Annotated in this window: 25 protein-coding genes and 1 pseudogene; 17 read left to right on the forward strand and 9 right to left on the reverse strand. The window is 72.6% G+C overall.

Annotation, left to right across the window (positions count from 1 at the left end; translation table 11 throughout):
- Positions 1-22: 22 nt before the first annotated feature.
- Together GL259_RS13030 and GL259_RS13035 are read left to right on the forward strand one after the other, a co-directional pair.
- The gene (locus GL259_RS13030) at positions 23-1,240 is read left to right on the forward strand and encodes an alpha/beta hydrolase (RefSeq protein ID WP_159532309.1); all 1,218 of its coding nucleotides are present in this window, start codon (positions 23-25) and stop codon (positions 1,238-1,240) included.
- A 66-nt stretch (positions 1,241-1,306) separates the two neighbouring features.
- A complete protein-coding gene (locus GL259_RS13035; RefSeq protein ID WP_159532311.1) occupies positions 1,307-2,152 on the forward strand; it encodes a DUF4429 domain-containing protein in 846 nt (281 codons plus the stop codon).
- Positions 2,153-2,168: 16 nt separating this feature from the next.
- Here GL259_RS13035 and GL259_RS13040 read toward each other — a convergent pair whose 3' ends face one another.
- Entirely contained in the window at positions 2,169-3,185 is a 1,017-nt protein-coding gene (locus tag GL259_RS13040) for an aldo/keto reductase (protein ID WP_159532313.1), read from the reverse strand.
- Entirely contained in the window at positions 3,182-3,652 is a 471-nt protein-coding gene (locus GL259_RS13045) for a MerR family transcriptional regulator (RefSeq protein WP_159532315.1), read from the reverse strand. Before GL259_RS13045 ends, GL259_RS13040 begins: the two co-directional genes overlap by 4 nt.
- A 151-nt stretch (positions 3,653-3,803) precedes the next feature.
- Between GL259_RS13045 and GL259_RS13050 the strand changes: the two are divergent.
- Positions 3,804-4,212: pseudogene (locus GL259_RS13050) on the forward strand (GNAT family N-acetyltransferase).
- Between the two features lie 18 nt (positions 4,213-4,230).
- Complete coding sequence (locus GL259_RS13055; protein ID WP_159532317.1) at positions 4,231-5,046, forward strand: serine hydrolase domain-containing protein; 816 nt, start codon at positions 4,231-4,233, stop codon at positions 5,044-5,046.
- Here the strand turns inward: GL259_RS13055 and GL259_RS13060 are convergent.
- The gene (locus GL259_RS13060; protein ID WP_166461482.1) at positions 5,043-5,717 is read right to left on the reverse strand and encodes a pirin family protein; all 675 of its coding nucleotides are present in this window, start codon (positions 5,715-5,717) and stop codon (positions 5,043-5,045) included. The two genes, GL259_RS13055 and GL259_RS13060, sit on opposite strands and share 4 nt — an antisense overlap.
- A 63-nt stretch (positions 5,718-5,780) precedes the next feature.
- Between GL259_RS13060 and fasR the strand changes: the two genes are divergently transcribed.
- The 5 genes from fasR to fabF all read left to right on the forward strand — a co-directional run bounded on the left by fasR (position 5,781) and on the right by fabF (position 10,896).
- A complete protein-coding gene (gene fasR, locus GL259_RS13065; RefSeq protein ID WP_159532319.1) occupies positions 5,781-6,989 on the forward strand; it encodes a fatty acid biosynthesis transcriptional regulator FasR in 1,209 nt (402 codons plus the stop codon).
- Between the two features lie 89 nt (positions 6,990-7,078).
- The gene (locus GL259_RS13070; protein WP_159532321.1) at positions 7,079-8,002 is read left to right on the forward strand and encodes an ACP S-malonyltransferase; all 924 of its coding nucleotides are present in this window, start codon (positions 7,079-7,081) and stop codon (positions 8,000-8,002) included.
- A gap of 22 nt (positions 8,003-8,024) precedes the next feature.
- Positions 8,025-9,026 (forward strand): ketoacyl-ACP synthase III, encoded by a 1,002-nt coding sequence (locus GL259_RS13075; RefSeq protein ID WP_159532322.1) that lies wholly within the window; start codon positions 8,025-8,027, stop codon positions 9,024-9,026.
- 102 nt (positions 9,027-9,128) lie between these two features.
- Entirely contained in the window at positions 9,129-9,377 is a 249-nt protein-coding gene (locus GL259_RS13080; protein WP_004931691.1) for an acyl carrier protein, read from the forward strand.
- A gap of 247 nt (positions 9,378-9,624) precedes the next feature.
- Complete coding sequence (gene fabF, locus GL259_RS13085) at positions 9,625-10,896, forward strand: beta-ketoacyl-ACP synthase II (protein WP_159532324.1); 1,272 nt, start codon at positions 9,625-9,627, stop codon at positions 10,894-10,896.
- A 79-nt stretch (positions 10,897-10,975) separates the two neighbouring features.
- Here the strand turns inward: fabF and GL259_RS13090 are convergent, their stop codons facing one another.
- Positions 10,976-11,470 (reverse strand): DUF3145 domain-containing protein, encoded by a 495-nt coding sequence (locus tag GL259_RS13090; RefSeq protein WP_159532326.1) that lies wholly within the window; start codon positions 11,468-11,470, stop codon positions 10,976-10,978.
- Between the two features lie 260 nt (positions 11,471-11,730).
- Between GL259_RS13090 and GL259_RS13095 the strand changes: the two genes are divergently transcribed.
- From GL259_RS13095 to GL259_RS13105, 3 genes are all read left to right on the forward strand, one after another.
- Positions 11,731-12,639: an SGNH/GDSL hydrolase family protein gene (locus GL259_RS13095; protein WP_159532328.1), complete on the forward strand. Its 909-nt coding sequence runs from the start codon at positions 11,731-11,733 to the stop codon at positions 12,637-12,639.
- Positions 12,640-12,692: 53 nt separating this feature from the next.
- Positions 12,693-13,664, forward strand: a complete 972-nt coding sequence (locus GL259_RS13100) for an aldose epimerase family protein (RefSeq protein WP_159532330.1) — start codon at positions 12,693-12,695, stop codon at positions 13,662-13,664.
- Positions 13,665-14,012: 348 nt separating this feature from the next.
- Positions 14,013-15,314 (forward strand): pyroglutamyl peptidase, encoded by a 1,302-nt coding sequence (locus GL259_RS13105; protein ID WP_166461483.1) that lies wholly within the window; start codon positions 14,013-14,015, stop codon positions 15,312-15,314.
- Here GL259_RS13105 and GL259_RS13110 read toward each other — a convergent pair.
- From GL259_RS13110 to GL259_RS13125, 4 genes are all read right to left on the reverse strand, one after another.
- Entirely contained in the window at positions 15,286-15,900 is a 615-nt protein-coding gene (locus GL259_RS13110; RefSeq protein ID WP_159532332.1) for a LysE family transporter, read from the reverse strand. The two genes, GL259_RS13105 and GL259_RS13110, sit on opposite strands and share 29 nt — an antisense overlap.
- Positions 15,897-16,688, reverse strand: coding sequence for an EI24 domain-containing protein (locus GL259_RS13115; protein WP_159532334.1), 792 nt, complete (start codon positions 16,686-16,688; stop codon positions 15,897-15,899). The genes GL259_RS13110 and GL259_RS13115 overlap by 4 nt, the downstream gene beginning before the upstream one ends.
- 109 nt (positions 16,689-16,797) lie before the next feature.
- The gene (locus GL259_RS13120; protein WP_159532337.1) at positions 16,798-17,217 is read right to left on the reverse strand and encodes an organic hydroperoxide resistance protein; all 420 of its coding nucleotides are present in this window, start codon (positions 17,215-17,217) and stop codon (positions 16,798-16,800) included.
- 103 nt (positions 17,218-17,320) lie between these two features.
- On the reverse strand, positions 17,321-18,343 hold the full coding sequence (locus tag GL259_RS13125) for an NADP-dependent oxidoreductase (protein ID WP_159532339.1): 1,023 nt from the start codon (positions 18,341-18,343) through the stop codon (positions 17,321-17,323).
- A 103-nt stretch (positions 18,344-18,446) separates the two neighbouring features.
- Here GL259_RS13125 and GL259_RS13130 point away from each other — a divergent pair, with 103 nt between their 5' ends.
- Positions 18,447-18,887, forward strand: coding sequence for a MarR family transcriptional regulator (locus GL259_RS13130; protein ID WP_159532341.1), 441 nt, complete (start codon positions 18,447-18,449; stop codon positions 18,885-18,887).
- Positions 18,888-18,957: 70 nt separating this feature from the next.
- Here GL259_RS13130 and GL259_RS13135 read toward each other — a convergent pair whose 3' ends face one another.
- A complete protein-coding gene (locus GL259_RS13135; protein ID WP_243762295.1) occupies positions 18,958-19,911 on the reverse strand; it encodes a hypothetical protein in 954 nt (317 codons plus the stop codon).
- A gap of 220 nt (positions 19,912-20,131) precedes the next feature.
- On the opposite strand from GL259_RS13135, the gene GL259_RS13145 reads away from it, so the two are divergent.
- The 4 genes from GL259_RS13145 to chvE all read left to right on the forward strand — a co-directional run bounded on the left by GL259_RS13145 (position 20,132) and on the right by chvE (position 24,688).
- Positions 20,132-21,295, forward strand: coding sequence for a mandelate racemase/muconate lactonizing enzyme family protein (locus tag GL259_RS13145; protein ID WP_159532347.1), 1,164 nt, complete (start codon positions 20,132-20,134; stop codon positions 21,293-21,295).
- A 46-nt stretch (positions 21,296-21,341) separates the two neighbouring features.
- On the forward strand, positions 21,342-22,346 hold the full coding sequence (locus GL259_RS13150; RefSeq protein WP_159532349.1) for an alcohol dehydrogenase catalytic domain-containing protein: 1,005 nt from the start codon (positions 21,342-21,344) through the stop codon (positions 22,344-22,346).
- Positions 22,347-22,463: 117 nt separating this feature from the next.
- On the forward strand, positions 22,464-23,432 hold the full coding sequence (locus GL259_RS13155) for a hypothetical protein (RefSeq protein WP_159532351.1): 969 nt from the start codon (positions 22,464-22,466) through the stop codon (positions 23,430-23,432).
- A 143-nt stretch (positions 23,433-23,575) separates the two neighbouring features.
- On the forward strand, positions 23,576-24,688 hold the full coding sequence (gene chvE / locus GL259_RS13160; protein ID WP_208026468.1) for a multiple monosaccharide ABC transporter substrate-binding protein: 1,113 nt from the start codon (positions 23,576-23,578) through the stop codon (positions 24,686-24,688).
- Positions 24,689-24,695 lie beyond the last annotated feature (7 nt).

Below are 24,695 nucleotides of genomic sequence, written 5' to 3' on the forward strand. Positions count from 1 at the left end.
GTTCTCCTAGTGTGTCCTTTCAGTGACTTCCTTCGACACCTCCCCGCAACTGAACGTCTGGCGCGCGCTGCTCGCGCTCGCCGTCGTCTTCGTGATGCTGACGACCACCGGCTGGACGGCGCTGCGCAACCAGCGGGAGACACCCCCTCTCCAGGCGTCGCTCGACGCCTGGGGGAAGGGCCGCATAGCCGGTCACCGGCTGCCGGACCCGCAGTCGGCGCCCGCGCGGCTGGCCCGGTTCTTCGCCTCCCTCACCGAGGGGCAGCGGGCGGCCCTCGCCCACCGCTATCCGCTCGCGGTCGGCAACATGAACGGCGCGCCGGCCGCTCTGCGCTACCGCGCCAACCGCATCGCGCTGGGGCAGGCCCGCGAGGTCGAGCTGAAACGCCTGCACGACAGCCGCCTCACGCCCGCGGGGCAGCGGCAGGCGGCCCGCCGGATGGACCGCCTCGAGGCGCTGATGCGCCCCGGCCGGCGCATCCTCGCCTTCAACCCGTCGGGCTCGGGCCGGGTCGCCGAGGTCTTCGGCGACCTGCGCACGGCCGACCGGGTCTCGGTCGTCGTCCCCGGGGTCGACACGGACCTGCTCACCTTCCAGCGCACGCACCGCGGGTACGCCGCGCCCGTCGGCATGGCCAGGTCCCTGTACGCGGCCGAGCGCGAGGCCGACCCCACCACCCGCACCGCCGTGATCGCCTGGGCCGACTACACCGCCCCCAGCGGTCTCGGCATGGACGCGGCCACGGCGATGCGCGCCGAGGACGGTGCGGCGCGGCTGAACGCGATGCTGCGCGGACTGCCCGGGAAGGCGCCGGTCTCGCTGTTCTGCCACAGCTACGGCTCCGTGGTGTGCGGGCTCGCCGCGCCCTCGCTGCCGGGCCGGGTGGCCGACATAGCGGTGGCCGGCAGTCCCGGGATGCGGGTCGAGAGGGCCTCCCAGCTGGACACCTCCGCGCGGGTGTGGGCGATGCGGGACGCCGACGACTGGATCCAGGACGTGCCGTACCTGGAGCTCGGCGGGCTGGGGCACGGGGCCGACCCGGTGGCCGCGGGGTTCGGGGCGCGGGTGCTGTCGGCGCGGGAGGCGAAGGGGCACGGCGGGTATTTCGAACCGGGCACGGACAGCCTGCGGAACTTCGCCGAGATCGGCGTTGGCGCATACCGCGCGGTCTCCTGTGCCCACGAGGACGACGTCTGCCGGGCGGGTTTGTCCGGCACGGCGACCATCGGACGCGCGTAGAGGCGGAGAAACTGCGGTATGCGCGGGGAGAGGACGAAGAAGCTCGTGCCGCATACGATGAGCCGCATGGGTGACGTACTGGCCGGATTTCATGCCGCCTGGGAGTTCGAGTCCGACTCCGTGCTCATCCGTTACGAACGGGGGATCCGGACACCCAAGCTGTTCCAGGCGCTCGGGGAACGACGCATACCCCTCGAGGCGATCGAGGGGGTGACCCTGACCCCCGGCAGGCGCGGCACCGTGGTCCTGCGCGTCGAGCCGCGGCCCGGTGCCGATCCGCTCATGGAGGCCGCCGCCGGGCAGTTGAAGGAGAGCAGCGACCCGTACCGGCTGGTGCTGCCCGCCGAACGCGAGACGCTGGCCGAGTACTACGCCGACGAACTGCGCGGCCTGCTCACCGAGTCGGGGCCGGCCGAGCGTCACCTGGTGGAAGCCCCCGGGACGCCGCGCCAGTTCAAGGCGTACGACGGGAAGGCCTCCTTCGACGGGACGTCGGTGTCCTTCCGCTGGTTCTGGACGGGAGCCTCGTCGGCCAAGTGGAAGGCCGGCGACCAGCGCTTCCCCGTCGGCGAGTTGAGCGGCGTGGAGTGGCGGTCGCCCGAGGTGTTCGAAGGACACCTGCGGCTGCTGCGCCGGGACGCGGGGGCGCCTCCCACGCAGGCCGACCAGGACCCGGCGGCCGTGGTGTTCGGGCTCGGCTACGGGCCGGTGCACGAGTCGCTGCCGTTCGCCGCCGCGGTGCTGGCGGCGGTGCGCACCTGCGAGCCGGTGCCCGCGGTGGCCGCGGCACCGCGCCGCGACCCCGCGGACATCGCCGAGCGCATCCGTCACCTGGGGGAACTCCATCAGGCGGGGCTGGTGACGGACGAGGAGTTCTCCGTGAAGAAGGCGGAGTTGCTGGCGGAGCTCTAGGCCCCGCCCGCCGGGTTCACTCCCTGCCCGCGGAGGTGAAGGACATGTCCGGGTAGCGGGTGCCCGCCACCCCGGCCGCGATGGGCTCCAGCAGGGCCAGCTCCTCCTCGGTCAGGGTGATGCGCGTCGCCGCCGTGTTCTCCTCCACCCGGGCCGGCTTGCGGGTGCCCGGGATCGGGACGACCGGGAGGCCGTGGACCGCCGCCCGCTGCTGGACCCAGGCCAGGGCGATCTGGCCGGGGGAGGCGTCGTGGGCCCGGGCGACCGCGCGGACCGGCTCGAGCAGGGCCGCGTTGGCCGCCGCGTTCTCGCCGGTGAAGCGGGGCTGCCGGCGGCGGAAGTCACCGGCCGTCAGGTCCCGCTCGGCGTCGACGAAGGAACCCGTGAGGAACCCGCGGCCGAGCGGCGAGTACGGCACCAGGGTCACGCCCAGCTCACGCGCGGCCGGCACCACCTTCGCCTCGATGTCCCGGCTGAACAGCGACCACTCCGACTGCACGGCGGCGATCGGGTGGACGGCGTGCGCGGCGCGCAGTTCACCGGCCGTGACCTCGCTCAGGCCGAGCTGCTTGACCTTCCCCTCGCGGACCAGGTCGGCCATGACGCCGACGGTCTCCTCGATCGGCACCTCCACGTCGCGCCGGTGCATGTAGTAGAGGTCGATCACGTCGACGTCCAGGCGCTTCAGGCTCGCCTCGACGGCCTCGCGGATGTACGGCTCGTCGTTGCGGATGATCCGCCGGGTGGGGTCGTCCGGCGGGATCGCCAGGGCGAACTTGGTCGCGATGACCACCTCGTCCCGGTGCGCCTTGAAGAACGGGGAGAGGAACCGCTCGTTCTCCCCCGCGCCGTAGACGTCCGCCGTGTCGTAGAGCGTGACGCCGAGTTCCAGGGCCCGCTCCAGGGTCGCCCGGGAGGCGTCCACGTCCACCGGGCCGTAGGCGAAGCTCATCCCCATGCAGCCCAGGCCCTGCACACCCACCCGGGGGCCGCCCTCGCCCAGTGCCGCCGTCGCGATCCCTTCGTTGGTCATCGTGCCCTCTCCGACGCCAGGGCGCGCCCGGCGTCCGCGTAGAAACTGATCTTCCGGTCGAGTACGGCGAGGGTGCCCTGGAGCTCGGCGATCCGGGCCAGCACGTCCTCGCGGGTCTCCTTGAGCAGTTCGAAGCGCTCGGTGTACGTGTGGTCGCCGGCCCGGACCAGTTCCGCGTACCGCACCATGTGCGCGACCGGCATCCCGGTCAGGCGGAGCTTGCCGACGAGGGCGAGCCAGTCGAGGTCGCGGTTGCTGTAGCGCCGCTGCCCGGTGTGGGACCGGTCGACGTGCGGCATCAGCCCGATGCGCTCGTACCAGCGCAGGGTGTGCGCCGTCAGCCCGGTGAGGGCGGCGACCTCGCTGATCGTGTACCTGTCCTCGCCGTCCGGCCGCCGGTTCCCCTGCGGCGGTCCGGCGCAGGTGTCGGCGCTGGTGCCAGTGCTCTCCGTCTCCGTCACCGTCATGGGTCCCACGCTAGGGCCTTGGAGTGCGCTCCAAGCAAGCGGCGCCGGTGGGAAATGCGCGGGACGTGACGGCGGGCGGCTGATTGCCGTACGGCCATGACCTCATGTACGCCGTGCGGCGCCGAAGGACGCGGAGGAAGTGCTGCGCCAGATGGTGATCGACTCGATGGCCCTGTCCGCCCCGTCCACGGCCTGGCACGCTGAGTCGCTGCCCGTACCGCGCGGCGGGTTGTCCGAGCCGGACGGCACCTTCGTGGCGTTCGTCGTGGACCACCCGGACCGGCTGGGCGCGCCGGCGGCGCTGGTGGCCGGCTCGCCGGAGTACCGCATCGGCGGCGCGCGCGATCCGCACGGCACCGACGGCCACGTCTTCAGTGTCACCACCGATCGGGACGCCCGCCGCCGCGGCTGAGCGCGCCTGCGCGGAGGCGCTGCTGGAGTGGTTCCGCGAGCGCGGCGCCCGGCGGGTCCGCCTCACCACGTCCGCGCAGGCCGAGCCGCCGTACGTCACGCCGGGCTCCAGGCCCGAGCCGGACCCCTTGCTGGAGCTGACACTCTGAGCGCTTAGGCTCGACGGCATGTCGCTGAAGAGCCTCGCGTTGATCGAGAACTGGCCGGTTCCCACCGCCGCGGCGGGTGTCGTACGGGCGGACGGCACCGTCCTGGGCACCCACGGCCCGGCCGGCCACCGCTTCCCGCTGGCCTCGGTCACCAAGCCGCTCGCCGCCTACGCGGTGCTCGTGGCGTACGAGGAGGGCGCGGTCGAGCTGGACGAACCGGCGGGCCCGGAGGGCTCGACGGTCCGGCACCTGCTCGCGCACACCTCGGGGCTCGCCTTCGACGAGCACCGGGTGACCTCGGCACCGGGTGAGCGGCGGCTGTACTCGAACGCCGGGTTCGAGCAGCTGGGGGACCACGTCGCGAAGGCGACGGAGATCCCGTTCGCGGAGTACCTGCGGCAGGCGGTGCTGGAGCCGCTCGGCATGACGTCGACGTCGCTGGAGGGCTCCCCCGCCAAGGACGCCGTCTCCACGGTGGACGACCTGCTGCGGTTCGCCGCCGAGGTGCAGGCCCCGCGCCTCCTCGACCCCCGCACGGTCGCCGCGGCGATGACGGTCCAGTACCCCGGCACCAAGGGCGTCCTGCCGGGCTACGGCCACCAGAACCCCAATGACTGGGGCCTCGGCTTCGAGATCCGCAACGCCAAGTCCCCGCACTGGACGGGCGCGTCGTCCTCACCCCGCACCTTCGGCCACTTCGGCCAGTCGGGCACCTTCCTGTGGATCGACCCGGACGCGCGGGCCGCGTGCGTGGCGCTCACCGACCGCGCCTTCGGGCCCTGGGCGGTCGAGGCGTGGCCGCCGTTCACCGACGCGGTGCTCGCCGAGCTCTAGACCGGCGGCCGCATCTCCCACAGCAGCAGCTCGGCCGTCGTGCTCGCGGCGGCCGCCTCGACGTCCCGCGCGTCCGTGATCCGCGCCGCGTCCCCCGGGCCCAGCCGTTCCCCGTCCAGCAGGACCTCGCCGCGCACCACGTGGGCGTACACGTACGCGGCGTCCGGGACCGCGGTCCGCTCGCCCGCCGCGAGCCGGCGCACGTGGAGCACGGCGCCCGCCTCCGGGAGGGCGTACGGGGTGGAGTCCGCTGTGCCGCGGACGACCTCGTAGAACGGCTCGCCCCCCGGCTCGTGCGGGGCCAGCCACATCTGGAGGAAGGTCAGGGGCCGGTCGCCGTCGTTGCGTTCCACGTGCCGCACCCCGGACGCCGCGCTCAGGCGCTGCACGTCGCCGGGGCGGACCACCGTCTCCCGCCCCGTGGAGTCCCGGTGGGTCAGCTCGCCCTCCACCACCCAGGTCACGATCTCGGTGTGGCTGTGCGGGTGCTCGTCGAAGCCGGCGCCGGGCGCCAGGCGCTCCTCGTTGCAGGCGATCACCGCGCCGAAGCGGAGGTTGTCCGGGTCGTAGTGGGGGCCGAAGGAGAAGGCGTGCCGCGTGCCGATCCCGGCCGCCGGATCACCGCCCTGGTAGCGCTCGTGCGCGCGCCGTACGTCCATCACGACGCCCACCGTAGACCCGTACCGTGGACCCGGCGGACCACCCTCCCGTCCGGATAAGGCACTCTTGTCCCCGTGCCCGAACCCGAGACCAGCAACACCTACGCCCCGGCGCGCCGCCCCGCCCACCCGCACGCCGCCACGCTGAAGCGGCTGGAGAAGTCGTCCGGCAGCCTGGCCGCACAGGCCATCGCGCGGATGGACGAGACGCTGCCCTGGTACCGGGCCATGCCCCCGGAGAACCGTTCCTGGATCGGTCTGGTCGCCCAGGCGGGCATCGCCGCCTTCACCGAGTGGTTCCGGCACCCCGAGGCCCCGCAGGCCATCTCCACCGACGTCTTCGGCACCGCGCCGCGCGAGCTGACCCGGGCCATCACGCTGCGGCAGACCGTGGAGATGGTGCGCACCACCATCGAGGTCATGGAGACGGCCATCGACGAGGTGGCGGCGCCGGGCGACGAGTCCGTGCTGCGCGAGGCCCTCCTCGTCTACGCCCGGGAGATCGCCTTCGCCACCGCCCAGGTGTACGCGCAGGCCGCCGAGGCACGGGGTGCCTGGGACGCGCGCCTGGAGTCGCTGGTCGTGAACGCCGTGCTCAGCGGCGAGGCCGACGAGGGGGCCGTGTCCCGGGCCGCCGCCCTCGGGTGGAACTCGCCCGAGCACGTGTGCGTGGTGCTGGGCACCGCGCCCGACGGTGACTCCGAGCTGACCGTGGAGGCGATCCGGCGCGCCGCCCGGCACGCCAAGCTCCAGGTGCTGACCGGGGTGCTCGGGGACCGGCTGGTGGTGATCGCGGGCGGCAGCGACAACCCGCTGGCCGTCGCCAGGTCGCTGATCGGGCCGTACGCGCCGGGACCGGTGGTGGCGGGCCCGGTGGTGCCGGACCTGCTGGCCGCGACCCGGTCCGCGCAGGCCGCCGCGGCCGGGCTCAAGGCGTGTTCCGCCTGGCAGGACGCGCCGCGCCCGGTGCTGGCCGACGACCTGCTGCCGGAGCGCGCGATCGCCGGAGACCCGTCCGCCCGCGAGCAGTTGGTGGAGGAGATCTACAGACCGCTCGAGGAGGCCGGGGCCGCGCTGCTGGAGACGCTCAGCGTCTATCTCGAACAGGCGAGCAGTCTGGAGGGCGCGGCGCGGATGCTGTTCGTGCATCCCAACACCGTTCGTTACCGGCTCCGACGTGTGACTGACGTCACCGGTTGGTCACCCTCCGATGTACGCTCGGCGTTCACGCTGCGGATCGCGCTGATCCTGGGGCGCCTGGTCGACGGCGATCTTCAGCTCTAGTCTTTTGTCGGGGCCTCACAAAAGGCCCCCGTGTTCTTCGTCCCTGTCCTCACGGGCGGCCGCGCCCGTCCCCAAGAGAGAGTGTGAGAGTGCTCGTACTCGTCGCTCCCGGCCAGGGCGCCCAGACGCCCGGCTTCCTGACTGCATGGCTCGAACTCCCCGGTGCCGCGGACCGTGTCGCCGCATGGTCCGACGCCATCGGACTCGACCTCGTCCACTACGGCACGCGGGCCGACGCGGACGCGATCCGCGACACGGCCGTCGCCCAGCCGCTGCTGGTCGCGGCCGGGCTGCTGTCCGCCTCGGCACTCGGTGACATGGCGGACGTCGCGCCCGGCGCGATCGCCGGCCACAGCGTCGGCGAGATCACCGCCGCCGCCCTGGCGGGCGTCCTCGACGACACCGCCGCGCTGACCCTGGTCCGCAAGCGGGGCCTGGCCATGGCCGACGCCGCCGCGGTCACCGAGACCGGCATGGCGGCGCTGCTCGGCGGCGACCCCGAGGTGACCGTGGAGCACCTGGGGAAGCTGGGCCTGACCCCGGCGAACATCAACGGCGCGGGCCAGATCGTGGCGGCCGGCACCAAGGAGCAGCTCGCCGCGCTCGAGGCGGACAAGCCCGAGGGCGTGCGCAAGGTCGTCGCGCTCAAGGTGGCCGGCGCCTTCCACACCCACCACATGGCTCCCGCGGTCGACACGCTGGCGAAGGCCGCCGCGGACCTGGCACCGGGCGACCCGAAGATCACCTACGTGTCGAACAAGGACGGCGCGGCCGTCGCGACCGGTGCCGAGGTGCTCCAGCGCCTGGTCGGCCAGGTCGCGAACCCGGTCCGCTGGGACCTGTGCATGGAGACCTTCAAGGAGCTCGGCGTGACCGCCCTGCTGGAGGTCTGCCCCGGCGGCACCCTGACCGGGCTCGCCAAGCGCGCGCTGCCCGGCGTGAAGACGCTGGCCCTGAAGACCCCCGCCGACCTCGACACGGCCCGCGAGCTCATCGCCGAGCACGCCGCCTGAGCGCCCTAAGGAGCCCACCCGCATGGCGAAGATCAAGCCCAGCAAGGGCGCCCCGTACGCGCGCATCCTCGGCGTGGGCGGCTACCGTCCCACCCGGGTCGTGCCGAACGAGGTGATCCTCGAGACGATCGACTCGTCCGACGAGTGGATCCGCTCGCGCTCCGGCATCGAGACCCGGCACTGGGCCTCCGACGAGGAGACCGTCACCGCGATGTCGCTGGAGGCGTCCGGGAAGGCCCTCGCCGACGCGGGGATCTCCGCCGCGCAGATCGGGGGCGTGATCGTCTCCACGGTGTCGCACTTCAAGCAGACCCCGGCCGTGGCCACCGAGATCGCCGACAAGCTGGGCACGGACCGGGCCGCCGCCTTCGACATCTCGGCCGGCTGCGCGGGCTTCGGCTACGGCCTGACCCTCGCCAAGGGCATGGTCGTCGAGGGGTCGGCGGAGTACGTCCTCGTCATCGGCGTGGAGCGGCTGAGCGACCTGACCGACCTGGAGGACCGGGCGACGGCCTTCCTGTTCGGCGACGGCGCCGGCGCGGTGGTCGTCGGCCCGTCCCAGGAGCCCGCGATCGGCCCGACCGTGTGGGGCTCCGAGGGCGACAAGTCCGAGACCATCAAGCAGACCGTGCCGTGGACGGACTACCGCGACGGGACCGTCGAGAAGTTCCCCGCGATCACCCAGGAGGGCCAGGCGGTGTTCCGCTGGGCCGTGTTCGAGATGGCGAAGGTCGCCCAGCAGGCGCTGGACGCGGCCGGGATCAGCCCGGACGACCTGGACGTCTTCATCCCGCACCAGGCCAACGTGCGGATCATCGACTCGATGGTGAAGACCCTCAAACTGCCGGAGCACGTCACGGTCGCCCGTGACATCCGCACCACCGGCAACACCTCGGCCGCCTCGATCCCGCTCGCGATGGAGCGGCTCCTGGCGACCGGCGAGGCGAAGAGCGGCGACACCGCGCTCGTCATCGGCTTCGGGGCGGGTCTGGTCTACGCCGCTACGGTCGTTACCCTCCCCTAGGCACTCCGTGCCGGATCATGGGATCCGACGCGGGAACCGCAACACCTGCCGCTGACGCGGCGGGCGCCACACCCTCTGGAATCACAACGAAGGAGCGCCACCATGGCCGCCACTCAGGAAGAGATCGTCGCCGGTCTCGCGGAGATCGTGAACGAGATCGCCGGCATCCCGGTTGAGGACGTCCAGCTGGACAAGTCCTTCACCGACGACCTGGACGTCGACTCGCTGTCCATGGTCGAGGTCGTCGTCGCCGCCGAAGAGCGCTTCGACGTCAAGATCCCGGACGACGACGTCAAGAACCTCAAGACCGTCGGCGACGCGACCGACTACATCCTCAAGCACCAGGCCTGAGTCCTGACCGGGCCTTCCGTCCGGCTCGGGCCGGGTCAGGGAGCGGGGTCCGGTGCCGTGCACCGCGAGGCGCAGGAGGGAGCCGGGGCGAAGCCCCGGGGACCGACGACGCGGCGAGGCACGGTGCCGGGGCCCGCGAGCCCGGCGGCATGAGCCGGACGGAAGGCCCGATGGCCGGGAGCCCCCGGCCCCGCCACCCGACGGTGGCGCCGTACGAATCCTCGTATCCGTTGGAGAAAGAATTCCCGTGAGCCCGACCAATCGCACCGTGGTCGTCACCGGTATCGGCGCAACCACACCGTTGGGTGGCGACGCAGCCTCTACCTGGGAGGGACTGATCGCCGGACGTTCCGGCGTCAGGCTCCTGGAGCAGGAATGGGCCGCCGAGCAGGCGGTCCGCATCGCGGCCCCGGTGGCCGTGGAGCCCACCGAGGTCATCCCCCGGCCGCAGGCCCGCCGGCTGGACCGCTCGGCGCAGTTCGCGCTGATCGCGGCCAAGGAGGCGTGGGCCGACGCCGGTTTCGAGGCCAAGGCCGGCGAGGACCCGAGCGTCGACCCGGACCGGCTCGGCGCGGTCATCGCCTCCGGCATCGGCGGCGTGACGACCCTGCTGGACCAGTACGACGTGCTGAAGGAGAAGGGCGTCCGCCGCGTCTCCCCGCACACCGTCCCCATGCTGATGCCGAACGGCCCCTCGGCGAACGTGGGCCTGGCCGTGGGCGCCCGCGCGGGCGTGCACACCCCGGTCTCGGCCTGCGCCTCCGGCGCGGAGGCCATCGGCTACGCCATCGAGATGATCCGCACCGGCCGCGCCGACGTCGTCGTCGCGGGCGGCACGGAGGCGGCGATCCACCCGCTGCCGATCGCCGCGTTCGGCAACATGATGGCGATGTCCAAGAACAACGACGACCCCCAGGGCGCCTCGCGCCCCTACGACGTGGCGCGTGACGGCTTCGTCATGGGCGAGGGCGCGGGCGTGATCGTCCTGGAGTCCGCCGAGCACGCCGCGGCGCGCGGTGCCCGCGTCTACGCGGAGGCGGTCGGCCAGGGCATCTCGGCCGACTCCCACGACATCGTGCAGCCGGAGCCGGAGGGCCGCGGCATCTCGCACGCCCTGCAGAACCTGCTGGACCGCACCGACCTGGACCCGGCCGAGATCGTGCACGTCAACGCGCACGCCACCTCGACGCCGGCCGGTGACATCGCCGAGCTGAAGGCGCTGCGCAAGGTCTTCGGCGACGACGCCGACCACATGGCGGTCTCCGCCACCAAGTCGATGACCGGTCACCTGCTCGGCGGCGCCGGCGGCGTGGAGTCGGTGGCGACGGTGCTCGCGCTGTACCACCGGGTGGCCCCGCCGACCATCAACGTCGAGAACCTCGACCCCGAGGCCGAGGCGAACGCGGACGTGGTCCGCGGCGAGGCGCGCAAGCTGCCCGTCGAGGGCAGGATCGCCGCGCTGAACGACTCGTTCGGGTTCGGTGGCCACAACGTGGTGCTGGCGTTCCGGACGGTGTGAGCCGTACCGGCACGCGGGAAGGCCCCCACCCTCGAGGGTGGGGGCCTTCCCGCGTGCCGGGCGACGGGCGGGGCCCGGGTCAGACCACCTGGTGCAGCCAGCGCACCGGGGCGCCCTCGCCGGCGTAGCGGAACGGCTCCAGTTCGTCGTCCCAGGGCTTGCCCAGGAGCCTGGCGATCTCCGCCTCCAGGTCGGTCTCGCCGCCCTGGGAGCGGACCAGGGCGGCGCGCAGCCGGTCCTCGGGGATCAGGATGTCGCCGTGCATGCCGGTGACGGCGTGGAAGATGCCGAGGTCGGGGGTGCAGCTGTAGCGCTCGCCCTCGGCGGTGGGGCAGGGCTCCGCGGTGACCTCGAAGCGCAGCATCTGCCAGCCGCGCAGCGCGGAGGCGAGTTTGGAGGCGGTGCCGGCCTGGCCCTGCCAGGAGAACTCCGAGCGCCAGGTGCCCGGGGCGGCGGGCTGCCGGATCCAGTCCAGGCTGACGCGCGTGCCGAGCACCCCGGCGACGGCCCACTCGACGTGCGGGCACAGCGCGCGCGGCGCGGAGTGCACGTACAGAACTCCACGAGTCGTCACCGGAACCTCCGGGCAGAGCGGGACATCTTGGAACGGGTGGAACGGCCGCGACCCGGCGGGCCGCGTTGATGGCGAGGCTACCGTGCGCCGGGGCAAGGAGTGTGACGTACCGTCGGTCCCGGTGCCGGGAAAGGTCCACCATTCACCCGGCAGGACGCCTGTACGGGTGGGGGACGTTCCCCCCTCCGGGCGGGAACCCCCGTGCGTTGTTATGGGTGGGGAGGGACGGTGACACCACGACGCACGGGGAGGCGACCGAATTGGACCAGGCGACGCGGAGGCGGCGGCGCCGCTCACGGGCCGTTCTCGCCGTGGTGGCGGCCGCCGCCCTGGGAGTGGCCGGCTGCGACGCCGTCGGCGGTGACGCGTCCGCCCCGTCCGCGGGCGCGCGCACGGGCGGACCGTCCCCGAGGCCCACGCCCGTGTGGGACACCAGCCCCTCCTCCGTCGCCGCCGTCGGCGACTCCATCACCACCGGCTTCGACGCCTGCGCGGTGCTGTCGGACTGCCCCGAGGTGTCGTGGGCGACGGGCGGCAGCGACGAGGTCGACAGTCTCGCGGTGCGGCTGCTGGGGAAGGCCGGTGCGGCCGAGCGGAGCTGGAACTACGCGGTGACCGGGGCCCGGATGGCGGATCTGCCGGGCCAGATGGCGCGGGCGGTGCGGCGCGCCCCGCAGCTGGTGGCGGTGATGGTCGGGGCGAACGACGCCTGCCGGGACACGACGGCGGCGATGACGCCGGTGGCCGACTTCCGCGCCGACTTCCGGGAGGCGATGACCACCCTGCGCGAGGCGCTGCCCAAGACCCAGGTGTACGTGGCGAGCGTGCCGAACCTGAAGCGGCTGTGGTCGCAGGGGCGGACCGACGCCCTGGGCAAGCAGATCTGGAAGCTGGGCATCTGCCCGTCGATGCTGGGTGACGCGGACGCGCTGGACGCGGCGGCGACGCTGCGGCGCGAGACGGTGCACCGGCGGGTGGAGGACTACAACAGGGTGCTCGAGGAGGTCTGCGCAGCGGACCGCCGGTGCCGCCACGACGACGGCGCCGTGTACGAGTACCGCTTCGGCACCGGGCAGTTGAGCCGCTGGGACTGGTTCCACCCGAGCGTCGACGGACAGGCCAGGCTGGCGGAGATCGCCTACCGGACGGTCACGGCGAAGCGGCCGTGATCCGCTGAGGAGGCCGTGATCCGCCGGGGAGGCCGTGACCTATCGTTTCGCACATGAACGAACTCTTCGGCACACTCCCCGACGGCACCCCGGTGCACCGCTGGACCCTGGAACGGGCGGGGGTACGGGTGCGGGTCCTGTCCTACGGCGGGATCGTGCAGAGCGTCGAGGTGCCGGACCGGGAGGGGCGGACCGGGAACGTGGTGCTGGGATTCCCCGGCCTGGACGGCTACCTCACCCATCCGGAGCCCTTCCTGGGCGCCCTGATCGGCCGGTACGCCAACCGGATCGCGCACGCGCGCTTCGTGCTGGACGGGGCCGTCCACGCGCTCACCCCGAACAACGGGCCGAACTCCCTGCACGGCGGGCGGGGAGGCTTCGACAAGCGGGTGTGGGACGTGACGGCGGTCGAGCACGGCCTGCGCCTCACCCGGGTCAGCCCGCACGGCGAGGAGGGCTTCCCGGGCCGTCTGGAGGTCGCGGTGACGTACACGCTGGACGAGCGGGGCGCGCTGGGCATCGTCTACGAGGCGGTGACGGACGCGCCGACCCCGGTGAACCTGACGAACCACTCGTACTGGAACCTGGCCGGCTCCGGCAGCGCGGCCGGGCACGAACTGCGGATCGCGGCCTCCCGGTTCACGCCGGTCGACGCGGACCTGATCCCGACGGGCGAGCTCGCCGACGTGACCGGCACCCGCTTCGACTTCCGGGAGGCGCGCGCGACCGGCACCGGGTACGACCACAACCTCGTGCTCGACAAGGGCGTGACGCCGGCGCCCGTGGAGGTCGCCGAGCTGTACGACCCGGGGTCGGGCCGGGTGCTGACGGTGGCGACCACCGAGCCCGGGATGCAGCTGTACACCGCCGACCACATCGGCGAGCCCTTCGCCCCCGGTGACGGCGTCGCGCTGGAGACCCAGCACTTCCCCGACTCCCCGAACCGGCCGGAGTTCCCGGACACCGTCCTGCGGCCGGGCGAGGCGTTCCGCTCGGAGACGGTGTACGGCTTCTCCGTGCGGTAGGCCCGGCCCCGTGCGCACATGAGCCCCGGTCCGGGGTCAGGGGCCCGGACCGGGGCTGCTCATGTGGGTACCACCCGGATCAGACGTTAACCGCCGCGCCGGTCCCGCGGTCCGTGATCGAGCACTCGGCCGGGATCCCGTACGAACCTTTCACAAGTGGTCGGCCGGCGGACCCGGTACCGCTCGCCCGGTTCGCCGGCGCCGACTGGATCCCCGGCGGCCCCGGCCCCGAGGGCACCCCGTCCGACCCGCCGGGCTCCGTGCCCCGTGGCGCGGTCCCCCCGGTCACGCGATACTGCGGCCTCCGGCACACCGCGTACCCCACTGCGATCGGAAGGCCCGACTCCCTTGAACGCTCCCCGTGTTCGCATCGCCGCCCTCGGCCTCGCCCTGCTGACCGGCGGCCTCGCCGCCCCCGTGACCGCGACCGCCGCCGAGCCCGCGGCCCCCTCCCCCACCGTCGAGGAACGGCGCCTGGACAGGGCGGCCCCGCAGGAGATACTGCGCCGCTCCGGATTCGACACCGCGGCACCGGAGTTCGCCCGCTCCCTCGACCGCGCGCGTTCCTACGCGCAGGCCCGCCGCACCGTCGCGCGCGAGGGAACGGCGCTGTGGCGCAGGGCCGTCGACCGGGCGCAGGGGCGCGGCCCCGCGCGCGGTGACCTCAGCCGGGACGACGACCGGCCGCTGTACTGGGCACGGCTCGGCATGACCCGCGAACTGCGCACCTGGGAACCGGGGTTCGGACTGACCGAGGGGCAGCGGACGCGGCTGCTGGAGGAGCTGGAGCGGACCTCGCGGGGGCAGAGCACGATCCTCCTGCACTCCCGGCCCCGCTCGAACGGGGGGACCCCCGTCCCGCGCGGTGCGGACGTCAAGCGGATCCTGCTGACCGGGTTCGACCCGTTCACCCTGGACCGGGACGTGCGCATCTCCAACCCGTCCGGCGCCGCCGCGCTCGCCCTCGACGGCACGGTGATCGAGACGGCGGACGGCCCGGCGCGCGTCGAGACGGCCGTGTTCCCGGTGCGCTGGGGGGACTTCACGCAGGGCACGGTGGAGCGGGCGCTGCGGCCGCACCTGCCCGGGGTCGACCTGTTCGCCACGGTGAGCCAGGGCCGGGTCGGCCGCTTCGACGTCGAGCGGACCAACGGGGCCCGGCGGGGCGGCTTCCCGGACAACGAGAACGTCTCCCGCACCCAGACGATCCCGGTCGCCGACCCGGCCTCACAGCCCCAGTGGACGACGACCACCCTGCCGTACGGGGCGATCACGGCCGCCGCCACCGGGCGCTTCCCCGTGTACGACAACACGAGCGTGACCGAGATCCCGGCGGGCGGCACCGAACCCGTCGTCCGGCCCGACGGGCCCACCCCCGGCTCGACGGCCCGCGCGGGCGGCGGCGGCGACTACCTGTCCAACGAGATCGCCTACCGGGCCACCCTGCTGCGCGACCGCCTCGGCCTGCGCGACAGGCTGCCGGGCGGCCATGTCCACACCCCGGTCCTGCAGTTCGGCGCCGGGAACACCGACCCGGCGACGGGGACGGTCACGGACCCGGCGTTCGTGCGGAACCGGCTGGACATCATCGACCAGGTGCGGGCGATCGTGACCGTGGCGATCAGCGCGACGGGGCGAACGCGAGGCTGACGCCGAGGCCGGCCAGGACGGATCCGATGACCTTGTTGAGGACCTTCTGGCCGCGCAGCATCAGGGTGCGCATGCGCTCGTGCGAGAAGAACACCGCGACGACGCCGAACCACAGCAGGTGGGCCAGCGACATGAACAGCCCGTAGCCCACCTGCCGGACGACCGGGGTGCCGGGGCCGACGACCTGGGCGAAGGTGGAGACGACGAAGAGGGTCGTCTTCGGGTTGAGGACGTTGGTCAGGAACCCGGTGCGCAGGGCCGCGAACGGGGTGAGCTCCGTCCCGTTCTCCAGGTCGACGGTGACCTCGGCGCGGGTGCGGAAGGTGCGGATCCCGACGTACACGAGGTAGGCCGCGCCGACCAGTTTGACGACGGTGAACAGGAAGGCGGAGGAGGCGATCAGCAGCCCGACGCCGAGCATCGTGTAGGTGACGTGCACCAGCACGCCGGCGGCGACGCCGGCCGCGCCGAGCAGTCCGGTGCGGCGGCCGTGCAGGTAGCTGTTGCGGACCACCATGGCGAAGTCGGCGCCCGGGGCGATCACGGCCAGCACGGTGACCACGGCGACGGCGAACACCTCGGTCATGGTGTGACGCCCTCCTCCGGCTCCCCGGCGCCGTCCCCGGCGGTCTCCTCACCGAGCAGCTCGCGCGCCATGAGGGTGGCGCCGGCCACCGCGCCCGGCATCAGGAACACCGCGACGAACGGCACCAGGAAGGCCAGTCCCAGGGGCGTGCCGAAGCCCCAGACGAGGGTCTTGCGGGACCGCAGCAGACCGAGCCGCTCGCGCAGTTCCACCCCGCGGCGCTGGAGCGCGACGGCGGCGAGCTCCTCGGTGAGGAAGAACCCGGTGACGAAGAAGCCGATCACCGGTACGACGGTCTGCCCGAGGACCGGGACGAAACCGAGCGCGAAGAGCAGCACGGCCCACACGAGGGCCCGCACGACGATCCGCAGGCTGTCCCGGCCGGAGATCCACAGCTCCCGCCACAGCGGCAGGTCCGACTCGGGCGCGGTGCCGTCGGGGGACACGTCCCGGTCGACCTTCTCGGAGAGGCTCTCGTAGAAGGGCTGCCCGACGAGCAGCGTCACCGCGGTGAAGGTCAGGACGGACAGCAGCAGTCCGAGCGCGAACAGGACGACGGTGAGGAACCCGCGGAACAGTCCGGGCCAGGGACCGGACCAGTCGTCGGCGAACGGCGTCGCCCAGGCGACGAAGTCCTCCCCCCACACGGCCAGGGCGACGAGCGCCGCCGCGTACAGCACGAGGGTGATCAGCCCCGGCAGCAGCCCGAACCCGAACTGCCTGCCGTGCCGGGCCACCCACCGCTGGCCCCTCAGGAGATACCGGAAACCCACCCCAAGATCGCGCATGGGGAAGACTGTAGCGGGGCGGGGCGGGCGGCCTCGTCCCGCACCGGTGGGGGTGAGGGCCGCACCCCACGTCCAGGAGCGCGGCCCTCGCCGTACGCAACGATCCGCGTCAGGCCAGCGTCACGGTGATGTCGCCGCGGGTCGCCTTCGAGTACGGGCACACCCGGTGGGCCTTCTCCACGAGCGAGCGCGCGGTGCCGGCGTCCACGTGCGGGATGTCCGCCGCGATCTCGACGACGAGGCCGAACCCGTCCTCGTTCCTGCCGAGGCCGACCTTCGCGGTGACGGTCGAGCCGGAGACGTCGACGCCCTCCCGGCGGGCGACCACGCCGAGGGCGCCCTGGAAACAGGCGCTGTAACCGGCGGCGAACAGCTGCTCCGGGTTGGTGCCGGTGCCGCTGCCGCCCATCTCCCGGGGCGGGCTGACGACCAGGTCGAGCGTGCCGTCGTCGGTGCTCACGCGTCCGTCGCGGCCGTTCCCGGCGGTGGCGACGGCGGTGTACAGGACGTCTGACTGCTGGATGGGCATGCGGTGCGTTCCTCCTCGGCCCGCCGTGACTCGCGCCCACGATCACAACGGTTTCGGAAAGAAGCTACCGCATGCCGGAAATCCAGTGAAGCCGTCCGGCCCGTCAGAGCTCGACGACCATCTTCCCGGTGTTGTCGCCGCGCAGGACCCCGAGGAACGCCTCGAGGTTGTTCTCGATGCCCTTGACGACGGTCTCCCGGTACTTGAGCTCGCCGGAGCGCACCCAGGAGCCGACCTCCCGGACGAACTGCGGCTGGAGGTCGTAGTGGTCGCCGACCAGGAAGCCCTCGATGCGTCCGCGGGTCTGGATCAGGCGGGCCAGGTTCCTCGGGCCGGGGGCGGGCTCGGTGTTGTTGTAGACGGAGATCATGCCGCAGACGGCGATCCGGCCGTCCCGGTTGAGCGACCCGATGGCCGCCTCCAGGTGGTCGCCGCCCACGTTGTCGAAGTAGACGTCGATCCCGTCCGGGGCGGCGGCGCGCAGCTGCTCGCCCACGGGGCCGTCCTTGTAGTTGAAGGCGGCGTCGAAGCCGTACTCCTCGAGGAGCAGTGCGACCTTCTCGTCGGACCCGGCGGACCCGATCACCCGCGAGGCCCCCTTGAGCTTCGCGATCTGCCCGACCTGGCTGCCGACGGCACCGGCGGCGCCGGACACGAAGACGGAGTCGCCCTCCTTGAAGGCGGCGGTGCGCAGCAGACCGGCGTAGGCGGTGAGCCCGGTCATGCCGAGCACGCCCAGGTACGTCGAGAGGGGCGCCGCCTCCGGGTCCACCTTGACGGCGTTCTCCGCGCCCACGACGGCGTACTCGCGCCAGCCGAAGAAGTGCAGGACGTGGTCGCCGACGGCGATCCCCTCGGCGTTCGACGCGACGACCTCGCCGACCGCGCCGCCCTGCATGACCTTGCCGAGCTCGAAGGGGGCGACGTAGGACTTGGCGGCCGACATCCTGCCGCGCATGTACGGGTCGACGGAGAGGTACTCGTTGCGCACGAGCACCTGGCCCTCACCGGGCGCGGGGATCTCCCTCTCCACGAGGGCGAAGTCCTCGGGCTTCGGCCAGCCGACGGGCCGGCTCAGCAGATGCCACTCGCGGCCGGCGGTGGGGAGCGTGGGGGCGTCGGGCATGACCTGGCACCTTTCCTCGGGTTTCCTGAAAATACTTCACTACCTGAAACAACCATGCGCCTGAATATTTCAGGATGTCAAGCAAGTGGGTACCCTGGTGGGCATGGCCACACCCCGCACCGCCCGCCGCCCCGACGCCCTGACCCTGGAGGTCGTCGAGCTCATCGGCGCGGTCGTGGCCCGCTATCACGAGGAGTACGAGGAGGCCGCCGCCGGTCACGCGCTGACGGGCGCGCAGGCGAGGCTGCTGAGTCTGCTGTCGCTGGAGCCGCTGCCCATGCGGAAGCTGGCCCAGCGGCTGAAGTGCGAGCCGTCGAACGTCACCGGCATCGTCGACCGCCTGGAGTCCCGGGGCCTGGTGGAACGCCGCCCGGACCCGGCGGACCGTCGCGTGAAGCTGGCCGCGGCGACGGACGAGGGGCGGCGGGTGGCCCGGAGCCTGCAGGAGTCCCTGCGCTTCGCGCGCGAACCGCTGGCGGGGCTGTCGGAGGAGGAGCGGGTGGCCCTGCGGGACGCCCTGCGGAGGATGCTGCGGGAGGACTGAGCGGGCCGCGCGCGGGACCGGCCCTGAACGTGCGCGGGGCCGGACCGGGCCGGCCTCCCGCGTCAGGGGATCAGGCGCACCACCACAGGAACCGGTCGCAGGTCTCGGTGGGCTCCGGCTCCGGTTCCGGTTCGGGCTCGTTCGTGGTCGGCTCCGGCCCCGGGGTCTCCGCTTCGGCCGGGGGCGCCGGCGACTGGGCGCCCGTCGGCTGGGCCTGCGGCGTGTTGACGGGCGAGGACGACGCGTCCGCCTCGTCCTCGGCCTCCTCCGACTCCTCGTCCCGGGGGGACTGCGAGGCCGACGGCGAGCCCGAGGCCGAGGGGGAGCCCGAGTCCGTCGGGGACGCGGGCCTCGCGGGGGATCCCGGTCCCGCGTCACCGCTCGGCGGCTCCGCCGATTCCAGCTCCGCCGCGCCGCCGTCGGCCGACTCCTCGCCCGCCGCGGTGGGCTCCGGCGTCGATCCCGGCGCGTCCAGGCCGAGCTCCGCGAGGCTCAGCGCGCCGGCGGCCAGGATGAAGCCCGCCACCACCAGCAGCGTCCGGCGCCGGCGCCGCCGGTGCGCCGCGGCCTTGCGGTCGCGCCGGCTGCGCCCGCCCGCCCGGTTCCCGTCCGGCTCACGGCCGGGCCGCCGGGCCGCCGGCCCCTCGGCCCCGGGCTCCGCCTCCTCGCCGCGGCCGCCGTCGCCGCCGTGCACGTCGTCACCGTCGTACGCGTCGTCACCGTCGTGCACGTCGTCACCGTGGTGCGCGTCATCACCGTCGTACGCGTCGTCGCGGTCGCGCACGTCACCGCCGTCGCGCACGTCACCGCCGTCGTACGCATCACCGTCGCCGTACGCGCCGTCACCGCCGTACGCGCCGTCGGCGGCGGTGTCCGTCGCCGCCGGCCGCCCCGCGTACTCCGAGGGTCCCGCGGGCGCGGCGGGTGCGGCCGCGTGGGCGCGGAGCGTCTCGACGGGGGTGCCGCACCCGGGGCAGGCGAGAGCGCCGTTGAGGTGCCTTCGGCACGGAGGGCAGTAGTCCATGACGCGGGAAGACTAGGTTCCGCCCGGGTCGGGTTCCTAGAGCTGGTTGTGAAGGTTTGGTAGGGACCCTTGCCCATAGGTTTCGAAACTGCCGAAACCGTTGTCCGCGCGACCCATTGACACTCCCGCCACCGCGTCCTTACTGTCACGCCAGCATTTCGAACGTGTGACGAAATATCGAACACGTCGAACTGGACCGATAACACGAGGGGCAACTGCCGTGCGCATCACCGGAATCAGCACACACGTGGTCGGGACGCCGTGGCGCAACCTGACCTACGTCCAGGTGCACACCGACGAGGGGATCACCGGAGTCGGCGAGACCCGGATGCTGGGCCACACCGACGCACTCCTGGGTTATCTGAAGGAAGCCGAGGTCAACCACATTCTCGGCTCCGACCCGTTCGCTGTCGAGGACCTGGTACGCCGCATGAAGTACGGTGACTACGGCCGGGCCGGCGAGATCGTCATGTCCGGCATCGCCGTCGTCGAGATGGCCTGCTGGGACATCAAGGGCAAGGCCCTCGGCGTCCCCGTCTGGCAGCTGCTCGGCGGCAAGGTCACCGACAAGGTCAAGGCGTACGCCAACGGCTGGTACACCACCGAGCGCACCCCGGAGGCGTACCACAAGGCCGCGCAGGCGGTGATGGAGCGCGGCTACCGGGCGCTCAAGATCGACCCCTTCGGCACCGGCCACTTCGAACTCGACCACCAGCAGACCCTGTACGCCGTCTCCCTGATCGAGGCGGTCCGCGACGCCATCGGCCCCGACGCCGAGCTGATGCTGGAGATGCACGGCCGCTTCTCCCCCGCCACCGCCGTCCGCCTGGCCAGGGAGCTCGCGCCCTTCGAGCCGGCCTGGCTGGAGGAGCCGGTGCCGCCGGAGAACCTCAAGGCGCTGGAGAAGGTCGCCGCGAAGGTCGACATGCCGGTGGCCACCGGTGAACGCATCCACGACCGCATCGAGTTCCGCGAGCTGTTCGAGAGCCAGGCGGTCGACATCCTCCAGCCGGACGTCGGCCACATCGGCGGCATCTGGGAGACCCGCAAGCTCGCCGCGACCGCCGAGACCCACTACATGCTGGTCGCGCCGCACAACGTCGGCGGCTCCGTCCTGACCGCCGCGAGCCTCCAGGTGGGCTTCACCTCCCCGAACTTCAAGATCCTGGAGCACTTCAACGACTTCGCGGACGCGGAGATCAAGAAGGTCGTCAAGGGCGCGCCGCAGGTGAACCCGGAGGACGGCTGCTTCCACCTGTCCGACGCCCCGGGTCTCGGCGTGGAGCTGGACGTCGACGCGGCGGCCGAGTTCCCGCAGCAGCAGGCGCGGTTCGACCTGTGGGCCGAGGGCTGGGAGCAGCGCAAGCCGAAGGGCACGAAGTGACCGCCCCGCACCGTCCCCGCCGTCCCCGCCGCCCCGGGGAGGCGTGATGGGCACCGCCGTCGTCGTCGAGGGACCCGGTGAGCACCGCCTCGTCCCGCACGAGCCGCGCGAACCCGGCCCCGGCGAGGCCCTGATCCGGGTCCACGCCGCCGGCATCTGCGGCAGCGACCGCGAGGTGTACCAGGGCAACCGGCCCGAGGGGTACGTGCGGTACCCGCTCACGCCGGGCCACGAGTGGTCCGGGACCGTGCGGGAGGTGGGCGCGGGCGTGCCCGCCTCGCTCGTCGGCCGCAAGGTGGTCGGCGAGGGCTTCCGCAACTGCCAGGTCTGCGACCGCTGCCACGCCGGCGAGACGACGCTGTGCTCGGCGGGCTACGAGGAGACCGGGTTCACCCAGCCGGGCGCCATGGCCACCACGCTGACCCTCCCGGCCCGCCTCCTGCACGTGCTCCCGGACGACGCCGACCTCGGCGCCGCCGCGCTGCTGGAGCCCGCCGCCTGCATCGCCGCCGCCGTGCTCAAGGCGAACGCCCTGCCCGGTGAGCGGGTGGCCGTGGTCGGCACCGGCACCCTGGGGATGTTCGCCGTGCAGTTCCTGAGGGCGAACTCCCCGCGCGAACTGCTGGTCGTCGGCACCCGGGACGACCGGGAGGCGCTGTCCCGGCGGTACGGCGCGACCGGCTTCCGCGTCAAGGGCACCGCCCTCCCGGACGACTTCGACGTGGTGGTCGAGACCGCCGGGTCCGCCGACGCGGCCCGTACCGCGGCCTCGCTGCTGCGGCGCGGCGGGCGGCTGGTCCTGACCGGCATCCCGGCCCCGGGGGCCGACGGGCTCGACCCGACGGACCTGGTCGTACGGCAGCTGGAGGTGCACACCGTCTTCGGGGCGCCGCCGGACGCCTGGGCGCACGCGGTGCGGGTGTTCGCCGCCGGGCTCCTCGACCCGCTGCCGCTGGTGACGCACGAGCTGCCGCTCGCGGAGTTCCCGCACGCCATCGAGCTGGTGGGCTCCGGCGACCCGAAGGTGGGCAAGGTTCTGCTGCGCCCCTGACCGTACGCCGGTACGGGGGCGACCCGACGGCCCCCGTACCGCGTACGCCCCCGCCCCGCCCGACTCGTACCCCGAGCCGCGAACCTCGTCCGACATATCGAACACGAAGGACAGCTTGTGACCGACGCTTCCGCCAAGGCAGCCCGCAGACCCGGCGAGCAGGCGCTCACCGCCCTCGGCCTGGGCGCGCCCGCCCTCGACCCCGCCGACGCCTCGCCGCACTCCTTCCCCGGCGGCGGCCGCTGGCGCACCGAGATCCCCTCCTGCGAGGGGCCGGAGGCGCTGGCCGTGGTGCTCAAGGAGGCCTCGCGCCTCGACGTGCCGATCCACCGGATCAGCCAGGGCAGCGGCGTGTGGATGCTGACCGACGCCGAGATCACCGAGATGGTCGAGGCCACCGCCGAACGGGACATCGAGCTCTGCCTGTTCACCGGCCCGCGCGGCACCTGGGACATCGGCGGCTCGACCCGTACCGACTCCCGCGGCGCCGGACTGCGCGCCCGGGGCCACGACGCGGTCGCCGGGTGCGTCGAGGACGCCGTACGGGCCACGGAGCTGGGCGTCAAGTGCCTGCTCGTCGCCGACGAGGGCGTGCTGTGGACGCTGCACCGGGCGCGGGCGGCCGGCATCCTCCCGGCCGACACCACGCTGAAGGTCTCGGCGCTCATCGGGCCGGTCAACCCGGCCTCGTACGCGGTGTACGAGCGGCTCGGCGCCGACTCGATCAACGTGCCGAGCGACCTGACGCCCGCTCACCTCACCGAGATACGACGAGTTTCGGCCACTCCGATGGACATGTACATCGAGGCCCCCGACGATCTCGGCGGCTACGTGCGGATGTACGAGGTGGCCGAGCTCATCCGGCGCGGCGCACCGCTGTACCTGAAGTTCGGCTTGTCCAAGGCGCCCGGCATCTACCCCTACGGCCACCACCTGAGGGATCTCACGCTCGCGACCGCCAAGGAGCGGGTGCGGCGCGGCCGGCTCGCCCTGGACCTGCTGGCCCGGCACGGTGCGGACGGCGACATGGCGCCGCTCGGTTCACGGCTTCCGGGCGATCTGCACCGGTTCGAAATCTCGTCATAACGTTCCGGAAACTCGACTTCACAGAAGTAGACACAGCCGCGCACAATCCCACACAACCGTTCTCGGTCTCTCCTGGCCCCCACTCCTGGAAGCGACTTCGCACCCCCCAGACCGACCCTGCACACACATCAAGGATGATGATCATGCGTAACCGCAGAGCCGCACTCGCCGCCCTCGCCGGAGCCGCCTCCCTCGCCCTCACCCTGACCGCCTGCGGCCAGAGCAGTGAGGGCGGCAGCGAGGAGGACAAGGGGAGCTCCGAGGGAGCCACCATCGGCATCGCGATGCCGACCAAGTCCTCCGAGCGCTGGATCGCCGACGGGAACAACGTCAAGAAGGACCTGGAGTCCAAGGGCTACAAGACCAAGCTGGTCTACGGCGAGGACGACCCGGACCAGCAGGTCTCGCAGATCGAGAACCTGATCACGCAGGGTGTGGACGCCCTGATCGTCGCGGCCATCGACAACAAGTCGATGAACAACGTCCTGCAGCAGGCCAAGGACGCCGACATCCCGGTGATCTCCTACGACCGCCTCATCCTCGGCACGGAGAACGTCGACTACTACGCCTCCTTCGACAACGAGAAGGTCGGCGAGCTCCAGGGCACCTACATCGTCGAGAAGCTCGGCCTGAAGGACGGCGGCGAGAAGGGCCCGTTCAACATCGAGCTGTTCGCCGGCTCCAACGACGACAACAACACGCGCTACTTCTTCCAGGGCGCGATGAACGTCCTCAAGCCCTACATCGACAAGAAGCAGCTCGTCGTCAAGTCCCGGCAGACCGAGCTGAACCAGGTCACCACCCTGCGCTGGGACGGCGGCACCGCGCAGAAGCGCATGGACGACATCCTGACCTCGGCCTACCGCAGCGACCGGGTGGACGCCGTGCTCTCGCCGTACGACGGCATCTCCATCGGCATCCTGTCCTCCCTGAAGTCGGACGGCTACGGCACCAAGAGCAAGCCGCTGCCGGTCGTCACCGGTCAGGACGCCGAGGTCGCCTCGGTGAAGTCGATCATCGCCGACGAGCAGTCGATGACCGTCTACAAGGACACCCGCGAACTCGCCAAGGTGGCCTCCAACATGGTCGACGCCCTGCTCAACGACAAGAAGCCCGAGGTCAACGACACCAAGACCTACGACAACGGGGCGAAGGTCGTGCCGGCGTACCTGCTCGAGCCGGTCGCCGTGGACAAGGAGAACTACCAGGAGGCCGTCGTCGACTCCGGTTACATCAAGGAGAGCGACCTGAAGTAACCGCCGC

The sequence above is a fragment of the Streptomyces sp. Tu 3180 genome, from assembly GCF_009852415.1.
Lineage (GTDB): Bacteria > Actinomycetota > Actinomycetes > Streptomycetales > Streptomycetaceae > Streptomyces.

What these genes read in the sequence shown, in the direction of transcription:
- GL259_RS13035 (WP_159532311.1), top strand. Translation starts at nt 1,307, where the DNA reads ATGGGTGACGTACTGGCCGGATTTCATGCCGCCTGGGAGTTCGAGTCC.
- GL259_RS13040 (WP_159532313.1), bottom strand. Translation starts at nt 3,185, where the DNA reads ATGACCAACGAAGGGATCGCGACGGCGGCACTGGGCGAGGGCGGCCCC.
- GL259_RS13045 (WP_159532315.1), bottom strand. Translation starts at nt 3,652, where the DNA reads ATGACGGTGACGGAGACGGAGAGCACTGGCACCAGCGCCGACACCTGC.
- GL259_RS13055 (WP_159532317.1), top strand. Translation starts at nt 4,231, where the DNA reads ATGTCGCTGAAGAGCCTCGCGTTGATCGAGAACTGGCCGGTTCCCACC.
- GL259_RS13075 (WP_159532322.1), top strand. Translation starts at nt 8,025, where the DNA reads ATGGCGAAGATCAAGCCCAGCAAGGGCGCCCCGTACGCGCGCATCCTC.
- GL259_RS13080 (WP_004931691.1), top strand. Translation starts at nt 9,129, where the DNA reads ATGGCCGCCACTCAGGAAGAGATCGTCGCCGGTCTCGCGGAGATCGTG.
- GL259_RS13100 (WP_159532330.1), top strand. Translation starts at nt 12,693, where the DNA reads ATGAACGAACTCTTCGGCACACTCCCCGACGGCACCCCGGTGCACCGC.
- GL259_RS13110 (WP_159532332.1), bottom strand. Translation starts at nt 15,900, where the DNA reads ATGACCGAGGTGTTCGCCGTCGCCGTGGTCACCGTGCTGGCCGTGATC.
- GL259_RS13115 (WP_159532334.1), bottom strand. Translation starts at nt 16,688, where the DNA reads ATGCGCGATCTTGGGGTGGGTTTCCGGTATCTCCTGAGGGGCCAGCGG.
- GL259_RS13120 (WP_159532337.1), bottom strand. Translation starts at nt 17,217, where the DNA reads ATGCCCATCCAGCAGTCAGACGTCCTGTACACCGCCGTCGCCACCGCC.
- GL259_RS13125 (WP_159532339.1), bottom strand. Translation starts at nt 18,343, where the DNA reads ATGCCCGACGCCCCCACGCTCCCCACCGCCGGCCGCGAGTGGCATCTG.
- GL259_RS13130 (WP_159532341.1), top strand. Translation starts at nt 18,447, where the DNA reads ATGGCCACACCCCGCACCGCCCGCCGCCCCGACGCCCTGACCCTGGAG.
- GL259_RS13135 (WP_243762295.1), bottom strand. Translation starts at nt 19,911, where the DNA reads ATGGACTACTGCCCTCCGTGCCGAAGGCACCTCAACGGCGCTCTCGCC.
- GL259_RS13150 (WP_159532349.1), top strand. Translation starts at nt 21,342, where the DNA reads ATGGGCACCGCCGTCGTCGTCGAGGGACCCGGTGAGCACCGCCTCGTC.
- chvE (WP_208026468.1), top strand. Translation starts at nt 23,576, where the DNA reads ATGCGTAACCGCAGAGCCGCACTCGCCGCCCTCGCCGGAGCCGCCTCC.